At 58.1% G+C, this 14,526-nt stretch carries 19 protein-coding genes; 7 read left to right on the forward strand and 12 right to left on the reverse strand.

What is annotated here, in order from left to right:
• Positions 1-82 precede the first annotated feature (82 nt).
• The 8 genes from B7Y89_RS13240 to B7Y89_RS13275 form a co-directional block, all read right to left on the reverse strand.
• Positions 83-637, reverse strand: coding sequence for a hypothetical protein (locus tag B7Y89_RS13240; protein ID WP_292938977.1), 555 nt, complete (start codon positions 635-637; stop codon positions 83-85).
• Positions 630-1,124: an ATPase gene (locus B7Y89_RS13245; protein ID WP_292938978.1), complete on the reverse strand. Its 495-nt coding sequence runs from the start codon at positions 1,122-1,124 to the stop codon at positions 630-632. The genes B7Y89_RS13240 and B7Y89_RS13245 overlap by 8 nt, the downstream gene beginning before the upstream one ends.
• 76 nt (positions 1,125-1,200) lie before the next feature.
• The gene (locus B7Y89_RS13250; protein ID WP_011444975.1) at positions 1,201-1,428 is read right to left on the reverse strand and encodes a F0F1 ATP synthase subunit C; all 228 of its coding nucleotides are present in this window, start codon (positions 1,426-1,428) and stop codon (positions 1,201-1,203) included.
• 66 nt (positions 1,429-1,494) lie between these two features.
• Complete coding sequence (locus B7Y89_RS13255; protein WP_292938979.1) at positions 1,495-2,277, reverse strand: F0F1 ATP synthase subunit A; 783 nt, start codon at positions 2,275-2,277, stop codon at positions 1,495-1,497.
• Between the two features lie 40 nt (positions 2,278-2,317).
• Entirely contained in the window at positions 2,318-2,638 is a 321-nt protein-coding gene (locus B7Y89_RS13260; protein WP_292938980.1) for an AtpZ/AtpI family protein, read from the reverse strand.
• Positions 2,639-2,845: 207 nt separating this feature from the next.
• Complete coding sequence (locus B7Y89_RS13265) at positions 2,846-3,220, reverse strand: YdbL family protein (protein WP_292939045.1); 375 nt, start codon at positions 3,218-3,220, stop codon at positions 2,846-2,848.
• 56 nt (positions 3,221-3,276) lie between these two features.
• On the reverse strand, positions 3,277-3,483 hold the full coding sequence (locus B7Y89_RS13270; protein ID WP_292938981.1) for a YnbE family lipoprotein: 207 nt from the start codon (positions 3,481-3,483) through the stop codon (positions 3,277-3,279).
• Positions 3,484-3,530: 47 nt separating this feature from the next.
• Positions 3,531-6,764: a YdbH domain-containing protein gene (locus B7Y89_RS13275; protein WP_292938982.1), complete on the reverse strand. Its 3,234-nt coding sequence runs from the start codon at positions 6,762-6,764 to the stop codon at positions 3,531-3,533.
• A gap of 102 nt (positions 6,765-6,866) precedes the next feature.
• Between B7Y89_RS13275 and radC the strand changes: the two genes are divergently transcribed.
• Positions 6,867-7,619: a DNA repair protein RadC gene (gene radC, locus B7Y89_RS13280; RefSeq protein ID WP_292938983.1), complete on the forward strand. Its 753-nt coding sequence runs from the start codon at positions 6,867-6,869 to the stop codon at positions 7,617-7,619.
• Between the two features lie 17 nt (positions 7,620-7,636).
• On the opposite strand, the gene B7Y89_RS13285 is transcribed toward radC, so the two are convergent.
• From B7Y89_RS13285 to B7Y89_RS13295, 3 genes are all read right to left on the reverse strand, one after another.
• Complete coding sequence (locus tag B7Y89_RS13285; RefSeq protein WP_292938984.1) at positions 7,637-8,026, reverse strand: type II toxin-antitoxin system VapC family toxin; 390 nt, start codon at positions 8,024-8,026, stop codon at positions 7,637-7,639.
• Positions 8,013-8,285 carry an AbrB family transcriptional regulator gene (locus B7Y89_RS13290; RefSeq protein ID WP_292938985.1) on the reverse strand — a complete coding sequence of 91 codons (273 nt, stop codon included), beginning with the start codon at positions 8,283-8,285 and terminating at the stop codon, positions 8,013-8,015. The genes B7Y89_RS13285 and B7Y89_RS13290 overlap by 14 nt, the downstream gene beginning before the upstream one ends.
• Before the next feature lie 233 nt (positions 8,286-8,518).
• Positions 8,519-9,721: a DNA adenine methylase gene (locus B7Y89_RS13295; protein ID WP_292938986.1), complete on the reverse strand. Its 1,203-nt coding sequence runs from the start codon at positions 9,719-9,721 to the stop codon at positions 8,519-8,521.
• 82 nt (positions 9,722-9,803) lie between these two features.
• On the opposite strand from B7Y89_RS13295, the gene B7Y89_RS13300 reads away from it, so the two are divergent.
• Both B7Y89_RS13300 and B7Y89_RS13305 read left to right on the forward strand, forming a co-directional pair.
• Entirely contained in the window at positions 9,804-10,073 is a 270-nt protein-coding gene (locus B7Y89_RS13300) for a helix-turn-helix transcriptional regulator (protein ID WP_292938987.1), read from the forward strand.
• Positions 10,060-10,656, forward strand: a complete 597-nt coding sequence (locus tag B7Y89_RS13305) for a BglII/BstYI family type II restriction endonuclease (RefSeq protein ID WP_292938988.1) — start codon at positions 10,060-10,062, stop codon at positions 10,654-10,656. Before B7Y89_RS13300 ends, B7Y89_RS13305 begins: the two co-directional genes overlap by 14 nt.
• Before the next feature lie 141 nt (positions 10,657-10,797).
• Here B7Y89_RS13305 and B7Y89_RS13310 read toward each other — a convergent pair whose 3' ends face one another.
• Positions 10,798-10,923, reverse strand: coding sequence for an entericidin A/B family lipoprotein (locus tag B7Y89_RS13310; RefSeq protein WP_292938989.1), 126 nt, complete (start codon positions 10,921-10,923; stop codon positions 10,798-10,800).
• Between the two features lie 692 nt (positions 10,924-11,615).
• Here B7Y89_RS13310 and purB point away from each other — a divergent pair.
• From purB to B7Y89_RS13330, 4 genes are all read left to right on the forward strand, one after another.
• A complete protein-coding gene (gene purB / locus B7Y89_RS13315; RefSeq protein WP_292938990.1) occupies positions 11,616-12,932 on the forward strand; it encodes an adenylosuccinate lyase in 1,317 nt (438 codons plus the stop codon).
• Between the two features lie 94 nt (positions 12,933-13,026).
• Positions 13,027-13,326, forward strand: a complete 300-nt coding sequence (locus tag B7Y89_RS13320; protein WP_292938991.1) for a DUF1049 domain-containing protein — start codon at positions 13,027-13,029, stop codon at positions 13,324-13,326.
• Positions 13,323-13,997, forward strand: a complete 675-nt coding sequence (gene pyrF, locus B7Y89_RS13325; RefSeq protein ID WP_292938992.1) for an orotidine-5'-phosphate decarboxylase — start codon at positions 13,323-13,325, stop codon at positions 13,995-13,997. Before B7Y89_RS13320 ends, pyrF begins: the two co-directional genes overlap by 4 nt.
• A gap of 6 nt (positions 13,998-14,003) precedes the next feature.
• Positions 14,004-14,507, forward strand: a complete 504-nt coding sequence (locus B7Y89_RS13330) for a GNAT family N-acetyltransferase (protein WP_292938993.1) — start codon at positions 14,004-14,006, stop codon at positions 14,505-14,507.
• Positions 14,508-14,526 lie beyond the last annotated feature (19 nt).

The raw sequence follows: 14,526 nt of genomic DNA on the forward strand, positions 1-14,526 counted from the left end.
ATTTGAAGGCAAACCAAAAGCCCCTCCCGGACGAACCGGAAGGGGCTTTTTGATGTGCTAACACTGAACCGCGTTTAAGCGCTCAGTTCACCAAACCGGCGATCGCGCCGTCTACCAGCGCCTTGTCGGCTCCGGCAGAGTGGTTCTTGGCGATCAGGTTGCGTGCAGCAGCAGTTGCCGCTTCGGCAGCCTTGGCGCGCAGTTCGTCAACAGCGGCGCGTTCGGCGGCACCGATCTTGTCGGCGGCCATCTTTTCGCGGCGCGCGATCATCGCGGTGGCATCGGCTTCAGCTTTTGACACGATGGCCGCGGCTTCAGACTTGGCATGCTCAACCATCGACGCCGCATCCTTTTCGGCGTTGGCGATCTTGGCAGCATATTCCGCGCGCAGCTTTTCCGCTTCGGCACGGAGTACCTTGGCTTCGTCAAGTTGCTTGCGGATTGCGTCAATCTGCTTGTCGAGGCCCCCGACAATCGCGCCAGGGACCTTCTTCCAGACAAGAATGCCAAGGAATACAACCATGGCAAGAGCCGCCCAAGCGCCAGGGCCAAGGCCCAGTGCAGAAGGCTCTACATGATGCTCAACCCCGCCAGCAGCGTGTTCAACTACTGCAGTCGTTTCAGCGTGATTAGCCATGAGCGAGAACTCCCTTCACGGCAGCCTGTGCCTCATCGGCAGGGATCGAAAGACCGGCGATGCGGCTTGCGATGTCCTGCGCAGCCTCAGCGGCAACGCCTTCCACCTCACCCAGCGCAGCAGCACGGGCTACGGCAATACGGGCTTCGGCGGCGGTTAGTGTTTCATCGATCCGGGCCGTTGCAACGGCGAGCGTTGCTTCGGTAGCCTTGGCAGCATCTGCCTTGGCAGCAACGATCAGGGCTTGCGCCGCAGCCCGTTGCTTGTTCGCCTGAACACGCCAGGATTCTTCCTCGGCGTCGGCGGCGGCCCGCGCAGCTTCTGCTGCAGCAAGGTCATCGGCGATTTGCTTGTCGCGGCCATCCATCGTGGCCATGACCTTGGGCACCATGCCCCGGCCGATCACGAAAAAGATAATGCCGAAGAACACCAGCAGCCAGAAAACCTGGCTGGCATAAGTGGTGGCAAGCTGTTCAATCTGAGGCATTGCGGGTGTCCGGGCGTCACGCGGCCGGGGCGGAACCCCGGCCAGCATTTCAACAATCTGTGAAGGTCGAAGCCAATTAGGCGACGAAGATCAGGATCATCGCAACGACGAACGACAGCAGGCCGAGAAGTTCAGCAGCAGCAAAGCCGATGAACAGACGACCCTGCTGGCCATCAGCAGCGCCTGGATTGCGCAGCGCGCCTTCGAGGAACTTGGCAAACACGTTGCCAACGCCGAGCGAGGCAAGACCGGCGCCAACAGCGGCGAGACCGGCTCCGAGCAGCTTTGCGCTTTCTGCGTCCATGTCAAAAACTCCCTTTTCTCAAATCCGAATGGAACAAGCGTTCCAACTTTTGGTGGGTTACAGGTATTAGTGAAGGTTCTCGGCGTCGTTCAGATAGACGCATGTCAGCAGGGCAAAGACATAAGCCTGAATGCCTGCGACCAAGAGCTCCAACGCGCAGATGCCAATCATCAAGAAGAAGCTTGGCAGTGCGGCGAGGAAGAAGATGCCCACTCCGGCGTTAGTGCCGGAGATGACAAAGCCCGAAAGCACTTCGAGCAGAACGTGACCGGCCATCATCGCAACAAAGAGACGAAGGCCAAGGCTGAACGGGCGCACCATGAACGAGATCAGCTCGATCGGGAAAATGATCGGGATCATCAGGACCGGCGTACCGTGCGGAACGAACAGCGAGAAGAAGTGCAGGCCATGCTTGGCAAAGCCCACAATCAAAACAATCGCAAAGCTCATAATCGCCAGCACGCCGGTAACCGTGAAGTGGCTGGTTGATGTGAACGGGTGGACCCCGAACAGCGCCAGCGGCATCAGGCCGAGCATGTTGGCAAACAGGATGAACGCGAACAGCGAGAACACATATGGCAGGTACTTGCGGCCAGCCTTGCCAATGTTTGCCATCAGCAGGTTGTCGACAAAGCCCGTCAACCCTTCGACCGCCATTTGCCAGCGGCCCGGAACCAGCTCGCGCTTCGCACCACCTGCAACGAACACGATCAACACCACAGTGGTGATCGCCATCCACAGTGCGGAATTGGTGAACGCGATATTGTAGCCACCGATCGCCCACTGATCAGTCCCGAACAGGGACTCAATCGTGAACTGGTGTACCGGATCGACCTTGCCTTCGGCCACGCGCAAAACCCCGTATCACTCGAATACAACAACAGCGCCCTTATTCGGGGCGCCGGCTCGAAATTCGGATGATGTTCCGGAACGCCACGACGATCCCCATGAACAACATCACCAATAACCCCCAAGGGCTTGTCCCGGCGAACTGGTCAATGACCCAGCCGATAAACGCGCCGCCTGCAAGACCCCCGATCAATTCCGCCAGCACACGGTTGCCCAAGCGATAATTCGCATCGGTTTCCCCGCCTGCCTTTGGCCGGTTGCGTTCATCTTCAAGCTCTCGAAGCGCTTTTAACCGCTTTTCGAGCGCGTCAATCCGCGCATCCTCACCGATAGGTGCGATCTCGGACGGGTCATCATTCATGCCATGTCTCCTGTCAGTTGCCCGACCAAAAGTGCAGCATAAACGACGGATCACCGCCGAGGGCGCCGTCCCCTTAGGCGGGGGGTAACTACGAGTCAACCGCTAGGGGCGGCCTTCGCCCACGCTTTCACCGCAAAAGCAATCGCCCTTTCCCACTTGCGCGGAAAAGGGCGGAAATGCGTTGGCGATTCGTATGCAGAATTGGCCTCAGGGACAGCGCGAATCGCGCATGGGGGGACCATCGCCACGCGTCTGCCAGGATCCATCGGGTGCCTGATATTTCTCGCCCGGCTTGGTCTGGCTTATCAACAGGCATCCCGATGTCAGAGCATATTCTTCAACCGTTGCGTTATTGGCCTGTGCTTTGGTCGCATAAACGGCTTTGCGCTTTATGTTGATGTCTTCCACCACAGCACGCAGCGATGCAGCAGGTGGCGTGACATAGCCCAGATAGCCGTCCATCTTTTCACCCACCTGGCCCGCAGCGCGCGCCGCCGCATAGGCCGGATCCCGGGCCTGTGCATGGGCGACAACTGGCATCAGCGTGCCGAACACCAGTCCTGAAGCGGCCACTACCAACATGCTCTTGCGAAAGGAATACTTCGCCATTTGCGTTACCCCAAAATGATCACCGGTCATCAGAAGATGTCCGGATTATTGTCGATCGTGTTCTCGGCATCTGCCGCAAGCCGGTACACGACCTCTTGTTTGATGTTGATATTCAGTTCGATAACGATCGGTTTGTCCGGTGCCTTCACCGAAATGCATCCCCCCGTTGTCAAACCGGCTACCAACGGCAGCACCAACAAGCCGCGCCGCCACAATTGTGATCTGTTTTCTTTCATGCGAAATATCGTCGCAGGGATAACCGATCGGGTCAATTGCACAGACGTCATGGCACGATTACGCTTTCTGCAGGCTGAATATTCTGTTGTAATACGGGCAATACAATCACCGGAGTACCCGCGGATCGCACCCCGTTGGTGAACCGCCGGACAACCCGCCCTTGTGCGTCGACCAGTCCGAGAGTGCGCGGATCCTTGATCGCGGCCGGATCGTAAATCGCCTTCATCGACGTCATCAATTGATAGAACGGTGCGCGGATATTGATGTTGAACTGGATCGGCAAATTGGCAATTTGCTTGGTGATGAAGTTGCGTTTGGTGCCAAGCCCCTGCTTCACCCCGTCAAACTTCACGTTGGTCATGATCTCACCTTCAAGATCGCCGCGCATCGCTATGGTCATCGTTCTGTAATCAAGCGATTTCAGTGCATCGAACGCAAAGTTCGCCATGGCCCCCATGTTCTCATAGGTCAGCGCGCCAATGTACGAGACATTGCCCCCCGGCGCGCGCGAAAGCAGTGAGCCTTCTTCAATCCGCCCGCCATCGGCATCAAACACCAGCGGAAACTGCCCGTCAAAAGTGCCCGTCGCCGCCAGATTGCCGAGTTCCATCTTCTCAAGAAACTTGGCCGCATCGATGCCGACAACCGTCAGAGTATAACGCCGTGCCTCGGCCAGACCCATGCGCAAATCGGTCGGCTCCAGCTTCAGCGTGCCGCCAAGGAACGGCCAGTTCGCCTCATGCAAACGCAGCACCTGATCGGGCAGGAGCGACACATCGATCAACCCGTCGGTCACCTCGATTCCCGGATTGATCGAGGCCACTTTCAGCTTTTGGTGAGGGACGCTGACCATGCCGAGCAGATCGGTGAACTCGATAGTCCCCGACAGCCCCTTCACGGGGCCAAACGCGGCGGCCAAGTCCATGTTTTCGGTGCCGAACCGCCCGCTGCTCGTCACCCCGCGCGCGTTCCAGTCGATCACGCCCTTACCCCGCACCGTGCCCACAGTGTTGGCGACCACGCCCAACGCCAGCCGGGTAAGTTGCGCGGGCTGGAACCCTTTATCGAACACCAGTCCGTCAACCTGTAAGTCCGCCCGCCCGGTTCCGCTGCCCAGATCGTGCCGAATCGCGGCGCGTCCCACTTCACGCGCAGTCTTGGCTTCGCGCAGCAAGGTGTTGGCGACAATACGATTGTCCAACAGAGTCAGTGCCGCCCCGTCGCTCCGCAAGGTTTCAAACCGCGCCGGATCAAGCCGGTCTGTCAGATCAAAGCCGACCCCCGTCAGCACCAGCGCGCCATTAGCAAAACGCCACTGGCCCGCCGCCTTGGTCACATCCAGCGGCACCGCAGTCAAATTCGCATCGACGCCGGCGAATGTGCCGGTAAAATCCTTGCCCAATCGTGCATCAAGATCTGCCAGCCGCAGCTTTGTTGCCGATTCGGGCGGCCCCAGCGTCACGTCCACGGCCTTGGCCATCAGCACGCCCGGCCAGGCAAAGCCGACCGCGCCGGTCTTCACGATCATTGGCGTCTCACCCAGACGCCCGGACAAGTCGAGCCCTGGCGTTCCTGCTGCGATCCGCAATCCGGCCACGCCGTTGCGCACAATCGCGCTGCCGCCGGGTGGGCACAAATTCAGCGTGTTGCCGTCAACCGCCATTGCCCCCAGCATCAGCCGGTCAAACCGTGCGCTGACACAGCTTTTCCACAGCGCCAATTCGCCACGCGCACCATAGCTACCGTTTACAGGCAGGACGAGGTTCTCCACCGAACCTCCTGGAATTGCGCCAGAAACCAGTGTCGTTCCGGCAAAGCCCAGCGAGCCGTTACGGCTTTGTGCAACCATCATCTCCGGGATGGCCAATGACCCGCCGTCTGCGCGCCACGGTTCCATCGTCAGCCGGAACAGCGCTTGCCCTGCCCGCCCGCGCTCCATCCGACCGTTCACGCGCGGCATGCCAGCACCACCGGTGGCAAAGTTCCCCACCAGCAACGGCGGCCCATCTTCACTTCCGCTTGCGACTTGGAACTTTGACAGGGTCAGCAAATTCTGGCCGCTTCCGCCCACCAGCCGCGCTTGCGGCACCACCAGCGTCACACCCGAAGCGCCGCTGCGCCGCACCGAAATCTCGCCCGCCAGACGGCTGCCGCGTTCTTCACGGCGCAGGCTTGCGCGCATTTGCGCCAGCAGCGGCGCCAGCAATGTGTCCGCTGCACTTTTCTGCACGTCTGCCAGCGCCAGATCGAACGCGGGCCCCTGCCGCAAACCTTCGCCGCGTACCGTTCCGCGAAACTCTGCTTTGCCAAAGCCTTCGCGCGCCCGGACCAGCCCTTCGATCCCCAGCAGGCCGACGTTCACGCCGCCACTGCGCACACCGCCTGCATCGGCCTCGATCCGCCCCGTCAGCACACCCTCGCGCCAACCCAGTCGCGTGTCCAGCGCCAGCGATTCGGCCGATAGCCCCGGCGCAACCAGGGCTTTGCTGCGCAACGTCACGTTGCCCGCAAAGCCCGCCAGCCCTTTATCGGCAACGCCATCGATCTGCGCCGTCATCGCGCCCGATTTCAGGCCGCCTGTGCAGGAAAGGCTCTTCAATTGCAGCGGCCCTGCCAGTGATGGCCGTTCTTCGCGGATGGTGATCTTGCCAAACAGGGTCGCGCCTTGCGCCACGCAGCCGCCGCCGGTCAGCGTTGGTGCGACGGCTGCCAGCGTTCCGGTAAAGCCATCTTGCAGCGCGCCTTGGCCGTCCAGTTTCAGGCCCACTTTGCCGAAGTCGGTCAGCAGGAGGGCGCGGCCGTCTTTGACTGTGAGGTTTAGTTGAGGAAACACATGCGCAGCGTCATCAGTTTTGGGCGCAAAGAGCACTTTGTCGAGGCTGCCGAAGCTTAGCCTGCCATTCAAGTATTTCCCGTAAACCCTTGGTTTTATGAGCTTTATTGATCCAATCGTCGGTGTGCCCCAGCGATAGTCCATTGCCACCAGCACACGTTCGATGGTCAAGTCCGGCCGCTTGGGATCACCCACCACGACGTTGCGCAAAACTTGCGCGTCCGGTCCGATGCTTTCGATCTCGTACGTTGCGGGCAGGCCATAGGCGGCGATCTGGCCCGCAATCACGCGGTCGGCCAGATATTCCCGCGACAGCCACACGCCTGTGCCCGCCACCAGCACGATGGCCAGCGCAGGCACGCCAATCGTGCGCCAGCGGCTGCGACGCGACACGCTTTGCGGCGCAGGCGAAACGTCGGTTTCCGCCAATTCGAAACTATCTGCCATTGGCCCCCTTCTTGCGCACTCCCCCGGCTTGGGCAATGCACTGCGTTAACTTGCGCCCCGACAAAACGCGCAGGCCCCGCAAAAGGTGCCCGCAAACCGTCCATGCCCGATCCAGACCAACTCTTTCCTGAACAAGCCCCGTCCCCGCCCAAAAAAGGCGCCAAAGACACTGACGGCTTTGACAGCACCGACGCCAGCGGCCACCGCGCCCGCCTGCGCAAACGGCTGATGACGGGCGGCGAAGATGCGCTGGCCGATCATGAAGTGATCGAATACCTGCTGATGGTGGCACGGCCACGCATCGATACCAAGCCCATCGCGCGTTCGCTGATCCAGCGCTTCGGCAGCCTTGCCGGAGTCCTGACAGCTGATCCACAGGCCCTCACCCTTCACCCCAACATGGGTGAAACCAGCGCGGCGGCCCTGCGGATTGTTGCGCTTGCCGCGCGCCGCCTTGCCCGCAACACGGTGCGCGAACTGCCCGTCCTGTCAAACTGGCAGGCGCTGCTGGATTATCTGCATATCGATATGGCGCACCTGATCGTCGAGCGTGTCCGCGTGCTCTATCTCAACACGCAGAACATGCTGATCCTCGATCACCTTGTCAGCGAAGGCACGCTGGATGAAAGCCCGATCTACACGCGCGAAGTCATCAAGAAGGCGCTGGAAATCGGCGCGGCATCGATGATCCTCGTCCACAACCACCCCTCCGGCAACCCCCAACCCAGCCGCGCCGACATCCAGATAACCAACAAGATTGCCGAGGCCGGACGGTTGATGGGTATCGTGGTCCACGACCACATCATCATCGGCAGCGAGGGGCATACGTCGTTGAAGGTGAAGGGATTGATTTAGAGGGAGTTGAGAGGGGATTACAGCGCAATCACCGGCACTTGTGCAAAACCCTTGGCTTTGCTGGCCAGCTTGCGATCAAAGGTGACAAACGCGCTGCAATGCTGGGCGCGCGCCAGATGCAAGGCGTCGGCGAAATCCATGCCCTTGGCCGTCCAATCCAAGGCTTTGGCGACTGCCTCTGCCTCTTCCACCGTCACCTGGGGAAGCCCCGCCAAGCCACGGATCGCCGCCGCGATTTCATTGGCGCCAAAGCCATAGGCGGCGCGCAGTACCCATTCGACTTCGAGCAGCACCGTCACGCCAATGAAAACGTCACCTTCCTGAATGATCTGTTTTGCAGCTTCGGCCTGAACAGGATCATCGGCAGTGAGCAAACGGACAATGACGTTGGTATCAATCGCGCGCACGGCGCTTCGCCTCGCTGACAATCGCCGCGTCCATCGCCTCAAGCGACACAGCGGGGCCGCGATGCTTCAACACGCCGAACACGTCTTCAAGCTGTGTTTCTGCAAAAACGGGCGCGGATTTCAACAGCACACCTTCGGGCGTGTCCTCGACAATCAACTGCGTCCCCGCCGTCCAATCCCGCAAATCACGGATCGCCTTGGGCAGGATAACCTGCCCCTTGGTCGAGATCACGGTCGAGATACGTTTTTGGATGCCCATGTGCGCCTCCGCTGGTAAGACGCAGGTAAGATACGGCAGTTAGGGTCTGGCGGCAAGGCTCAATCCGGCGCTGAACACCCCCTAAGTTACTGTTGCGAATGCGCAAATATCTGGATCGGCAAATGGGAGTCAGCATAGGGTGAGGCGCGCGCATGTTGCCGCCGCTTCCAACCTAACGAAACACAACTGCCAGCTTGAAAGCAATTAATTATACCACCCCCAAAGCTCTGCTATTATACGTATGCCAACAGAAGTCCCTCTTTTACACTCCGTTGCCGATCCTCTTTTCTCCCCATAGTCATGTGCTCGTGATCAGTTGTTAATACTTCAATATTTCTTTTAGACAGAACCGATTTGCATATATCAAGAAGTTCATTTAGAGAAATCATGCCCGTATTTGAGTAACTAAGCACCAATGAAGAATTACTATTTTTAACACCTTCAAATAGGTCTTGAAACGCACCTCTGACTTGAGACTGAATACAAAAAGGTGATTGATGCCTATTTTCTCGGTAACGCCCCTTAACTATCTTACCTTTTTGTAACTGAAGCTTCGGGAAATCATATAGAACAAGCGTTTCTAACGCATGATAGAAACGACTATAATGGACAAAACAATAGGGTGGGTCAGCATAAACTGTTCCGCCCTCAAATTTTTGAAGGCAATCTTTAAAGTCAAGAGCAGTTGATCGATGATCGTAAATCACCGGTTTTTTTGGCACATAGTCTAAGATATCGTTATATTTTCTTTGAAAATAATGAGCTATAGAGCGCTTTCGGTAGATTAAAATATCTCTATAGGACGAATTTGTTTTGGCATCTCTGTACTGAGCATAGTGACCTGTGCCTTGGCTTGCATAGGCCATCGCAAACATAAGGGAGGACATTATGGCAGGGTAAATCGGTGCACATTTGTAAGCCTCAGCAACCTCTCTTAAAGCATCGATCCAAAGGCATTGCTCGTAGCTCCACCATGTTCCAGAGTAATTTTTTGCAAAAATGTGCCATTCGTAATCAAAGTCTTGATCTATAAGCGCCCTTTGGCGCTCCTCTTCCTCATTGAAGGCATTAAGTGAAAGGTCGCGACTATAATTTCCCGTCAACTTAGGTTTCCGGTTACGCAGTATTTCACCCGCTAAGTGCAACAAGTGATCAGCGTGAGGGGTCGATTTTTCACGATAAGCGCGGTTATACGTATCAGCAAGTAAGCCCGAATAGGCTTGGATGTCGTTGGACACGACGGTTGCTTGTTGCCCAATCGCTCCAGACAGTGAACCGCTACCGGAAAACAGGTCACATATGGGGCGATCGTCACGCACCCGATTTATTCCCTCTACGACGAACCCCATAATTTTGGACTTTGAGCCCATATATTTTATCAGGCTTGGGTATTCTTGCACTTTCAGGCAGCGTAAAGCTTGGGCAGATGCGGACAATGACTTACACTCCGAAGGAACCAATATTCTAAATTAGGATAATGTTTGCTACGGCGGCAGAGTATCGGGGTCAAGTGGAAAAATGGCTACTGATCAGCAAGACACGCAGAACGCAATTCAACGGGAGATACTTATCGGTATCCGGATGACTGCACAGCTGACACAAACGCAACTTGCCCAAAAACTAGGGCTTCCCCAAAGCTATGTCTCTAAATATGAAGCAGGGCAGCGAAAGTTGACCTTAATCGAAGTCAGAGATATTTCACGCTGCTGCGGCGTTGATCTAAAGTATTTTGTTGAATTATTCGAGTGCGAACTCAAAGTGAGTGAAGGCCTTCATGGATCCGTATAGTTATTTCCCAGCAGGATTTGCACATAAATACGCTATTTTAGAATGGCGTCATGCCTTAGCAATTTTGAAGGGTGAATTTCCCGAACAGTTTTTAGACCTGTGTCACGTTCTTAGTGCATTTGAACTAAGGGAAAGTAGCATTACGCAAGGCGGTGGCGGAAAATCACTTGTCTCCGGATTTCTTGATGGCGAATTGACTAAGCGAGGTTGGGCAGAGAAAGGTTTTGACACTGCTACCGTGATTGATGGTGTAACCTACGAAACCCCTACGCACAAAGTGGACTGCGTTAAGGGACGCGTCGCCCTCGACATTGAATGGAACAACAAAACAGAGTTTTATGACCGCGATCTTAACAACTTTCGGATGCTTCATACGCTAGGCGCGATAAGCGTCGGGATCATCGTGACCCGCGACTCTGGTCTCCAAACAGCTGTTTTCAATCCGTTAAATATCGGTAGCAAGTATGGCGCTTCTACAACGCATTTGAACAAACTGATCCCAAAAATAAATGGTGGAGGTGCAGGTGGATGCCCTCTTTTGGTTATTGCTGTAAAGTCCGGCGCATTTGTTGCTGGAAAGTAGCAACCATCGATTGAATTTGTAATGGCAAAAGACTTTCGCCGCCCTACGAACCATAACTGGGGATAACGACAAAAGGCGCAAAACCCCCTCAATAGCCTAGTACTTGGCGATTCAGTCAAACTGCACACCACCACCCCAAACTCAAATAGCCTTCTCTCCAGCCTTGCCCACGGATTCAATATCGCGGCCGAGGCCCTTCACGGTGTTGCAGCCTGCCAGCGCCACGGCGGAACCGAGGGTGAGGATCAGGATGATTTTGCGAATCACGGGGTGTCTCCAAAAGCAAATTTGCCCCGGAGGTTAGCCGGAATCTCGGCGGTCGTCGCCACGATCTTCGCTCGCCTCCTTTACCCACCTTCGTCATTGCGAGCCTCGCGCAGCGGGGTGAAGCAATCCAGGGGTTGGCGGGCGCTGTGGTGGCGCGCTCTGGATTGCTTCGTCGGCTGCGCCTCCTCGCAATGACGAGGGAGGGGGGCGATGGGGAAAGGGCTTCGACAAGGAAAAGTGGATGCCCTTTGTCTTTGCGAGCCCTGCGGATTGGTGGCTCGGCATCGCTCTGGATTGCTTCGTCGGCTGTGCCTCCTCGCAATGACGAAAGTGGGGGCGATTGGGAAAGGGCTTCGACAGGGAAAAGTAGATGCCCTTTGTCTTTGCGACCCCTGCGGATTGGTGGCTCGGCATCGCTCTGGATTGCTTCGTCGGCTGCGCCTCCTCGCAATGACGAAAGTGGGGGGCGATGGGGAAAGGTGGATGCCCTTTGTCTTTGCGGCCCCTGCGGATTGGCGGCTCGGCATCGCTCTGGATTGCTTCGTCGGCTGCGCCTCCTCGCAATGACGAAAGTGGGGGGCGATGGGGAAAGGGGGCGACGGGGAAAGACGCAACCCCCTTGCCTTTGCGGGCCCTGCGCCGTAGCGGCCCCGCAACGCTTATGCGCACCAGATCAGCAGTTGGAGTCGAACATGGTCCCCCGTTACGCCCGCCCCGCGATGACCGCGATCTGGGAGCCTGAAGCCCGTTATCGCATCTGGTTCGAGATTGAGGCCCATGCGACCGAAAAGCTGGGTGAGCTGGGCGTGGTGCCGCCATCGGGTGCGAAGGCGCTGTGGGACTGGTGGGCGACGAACCCGGTGATCGACGTGCCTGCGATTGACGCGATTGAAGCGGTTACCAAGCATGACGTGATCGCGTTTCTGGATTGGGTGGCGCAGCAGGTTGGCCCCGAGGCGCGCTTCATGCATCAGGGCATGACCAGTTCCGACGTGCTGGACACGACGCTTTCGGTGCAGCTTGCCCGCGCGTCCGATTTGCTGATTGCCGATATTGACGCTCTGCTGGCGGCGATCAAGCGCCGTGCGTTTGAACACAAATACACCCCCACCATCGGCCGCAGCCACGGCATCCATGCCGAACCCACGACGTTCGGCAAGAAGCTGGCCGAGGCCTATGCTGAGTTCACCCGCTGCCGTGCGCGGCTGGTTGCTGCGCGCGCGGAAGTTGCGACTTGTGCTATTTCCGGTGCGGTCGGCACGTTTGCCAACATCGATCCTGCGGTTGAGGAATATGTGGCAGAGAAGCTGGGGCTTGAGGTGGAGCCGGTTTCCACGCAGGTTATCCCGCGTGATCGCCATGCAATGTATTTTGCAACGCTGGGCGTGATCGCCAGCAGCATAGAACGGCTTGCCATTGAAGTGCGCCATTTGCAGCGCACCGAAGTGCTGGAGGCCGAAGAATACTTCTCGCCGGGGCAGAAGGGGTCTTCGGCGATGCCGCACAAGCGCAACCCGATTTTGACGGAAAACCTGACCGGCCTTGCGCGCATGGTGCGATCAGCCGTGACGCCCGCGCTGGAGAATGTGGCGCTGTGGCATGAGCGCGATATTTCACACTCGTCGGTGGAACGCTTCATCGGCCCCGATGCCACGATCACGCTTGATTTCGCGCTGGGCCGCCTGACTTCGGTGATCGACAAGCTGTTGATTTACCCTGAGCGGATGCAGAAGAACCTCGATAAGATGGGCGGTCTGGTCCATTCGCAGCGGGTGCTGCTGGCGCTGACGCAGGCGGGGCTGGAGCGTGATGCTTCGTACCGGTTGGTGCAGCGCAATGCGATGAAGGTGTGGGAATCAGACGGTCAGCTTTCACTGATGGAACTGCTGAAGGCTGATCCCGAAGTGGCTGCCGTGTTGAGTGCAGAGCAGATCGAGGAGAAGTTCAACCTCGATTACCATTTCAAGGCCATCGACACGATCTTTGCCCGCGTGTTTGGCGCAGACTGAATAACGGCCTGAAGAACGCGGGGACTCGCCAAGCGGCCTGACCTGTCCTAGCATTGCCTGCGACGGACGGGTCACGAAGCGAGAGGCCTGAAGCATGCTGCGTACGATTTTCTGGGTTGTGGTGATTGCCGCACTGGCTGCGTTCAGCGCCGCCAACTGGGTGCCGGTTGAAGTGCGCATCTGGGAAGGACTGCTGCTGGAAACGCGGCTGCCTGCGCTGGTCATCGGGGCTTTCCTGTTGGGGCTGGTGCCGATGTGGTTTCTGTACCGCGCCACCCGCTGGCGGTTGGCACGGCGGATCACGACGCTGGAAACATCGCTGAACACCCGCGCTGCGCCATCGTTAAGTTCAACCAACCTTGAAGCTGCCCAAACAAGAAACGAGACGCTGTGAGCAACCCGATCTACCTCGCCCTCGACCTTCCCCGCCTTGATGCTGCGGTCGCCCTTGCCCAAAAGGTAAAGGGCCACGTCGGCGGGCTGAAACTGGGCCTCGAATTCTTTTGCGCGCATGGCCATCATGGCGTGCACGAGGTTGCAAAGGTTGGTTTGCCGATTTTCCTCGACCTGAAATTGCATGACATTCCCAACACTGTGGCGGGCGCGATGCAGTCTATCCATGTGCTGGAACCTGCCATCGTTACCGTCCACGCATCGGGCGGGCGGGCGATGATGGAAGACGCCAAGGCCGCAGCGGCAGAGCATTGCAAGGTGGTGGCCGTGACGGTGCTGACCAGCCTTGATGATGGTGATCTGAATGGCATGGGCGTTGGCGGATCGGCCCACGATCAGGCGCTGCGCCTTGCCGATCTGGCGCAAGAGGCGGGGCTTGATGGCATCGTGTGTTCGGGCCACGAAGTTGCCGCCATTCACCAGCGTTGGAAGAAGGGCTACTTCGTGGTGCCCGGCCTGCGTCCTGCCGATGGCAAATTGGGTGACCAGAAGCGCGCCGTTACTCCGCGCGCTGCGCGCGATGCAGGGGCCAGCATCCTCGTCATTGGCCGCCCGATCAGCCGCGCTGATGATCCTGTTGCCGCCGCGCGCGCCATCGAAGCCACGCTGTAAAAGCCGATGATCCGCTTTACGACGGCCAAGCCACAGGACGTGCCGCGCCTGCGCGCGCTGGTGGAAGCGTGCTATCGCGGTGACAGCGCAAGGCAGGGCTGGACGCACGAGGCCGACTTGCTGGATGATGAGCGCACGACCGAGGCTGAACTGGCCGAGGTGCTGGCCGATGCCCGCAACCGCGTCCTGCTGGTCGAAGTGGACAGCAAGCTGGTGGGGACGGTGACGGTTACCGACCTTGGCAATGGCCGCGCCTATATGGGCATGCTCTGCGTCGAACCCGCATTGCAGGCCGAAGGGCTGGGCCGCGCGCTGCTGGCCGATGCCGAAGATGCGGCGGTTGAGCACTTTGGCGCGACGGTTATGGAAATGACCGTGATCGATGCTCGGCCCGACCTCATCGCCTATTACGAACGCCGGGGTTACACGCGCACCGGCGAGACGCGGCCCTTCCCCGCCGCAGGGGAGCACCCGTTTGCAATGGTCGTGCTGGAACGAAGCCTTGGCTGAACGGTTCATCGCCCTGTAA

Source organism: Novosphingobium sp. 32-60-15 (genome assembly GCF_002280675.1).
Lineage (GTDB): Bacteria > Pseudomonadota > Alphaproteobacteria > Sphingomonadales > Sphingomonadaceae > Novosphingobium.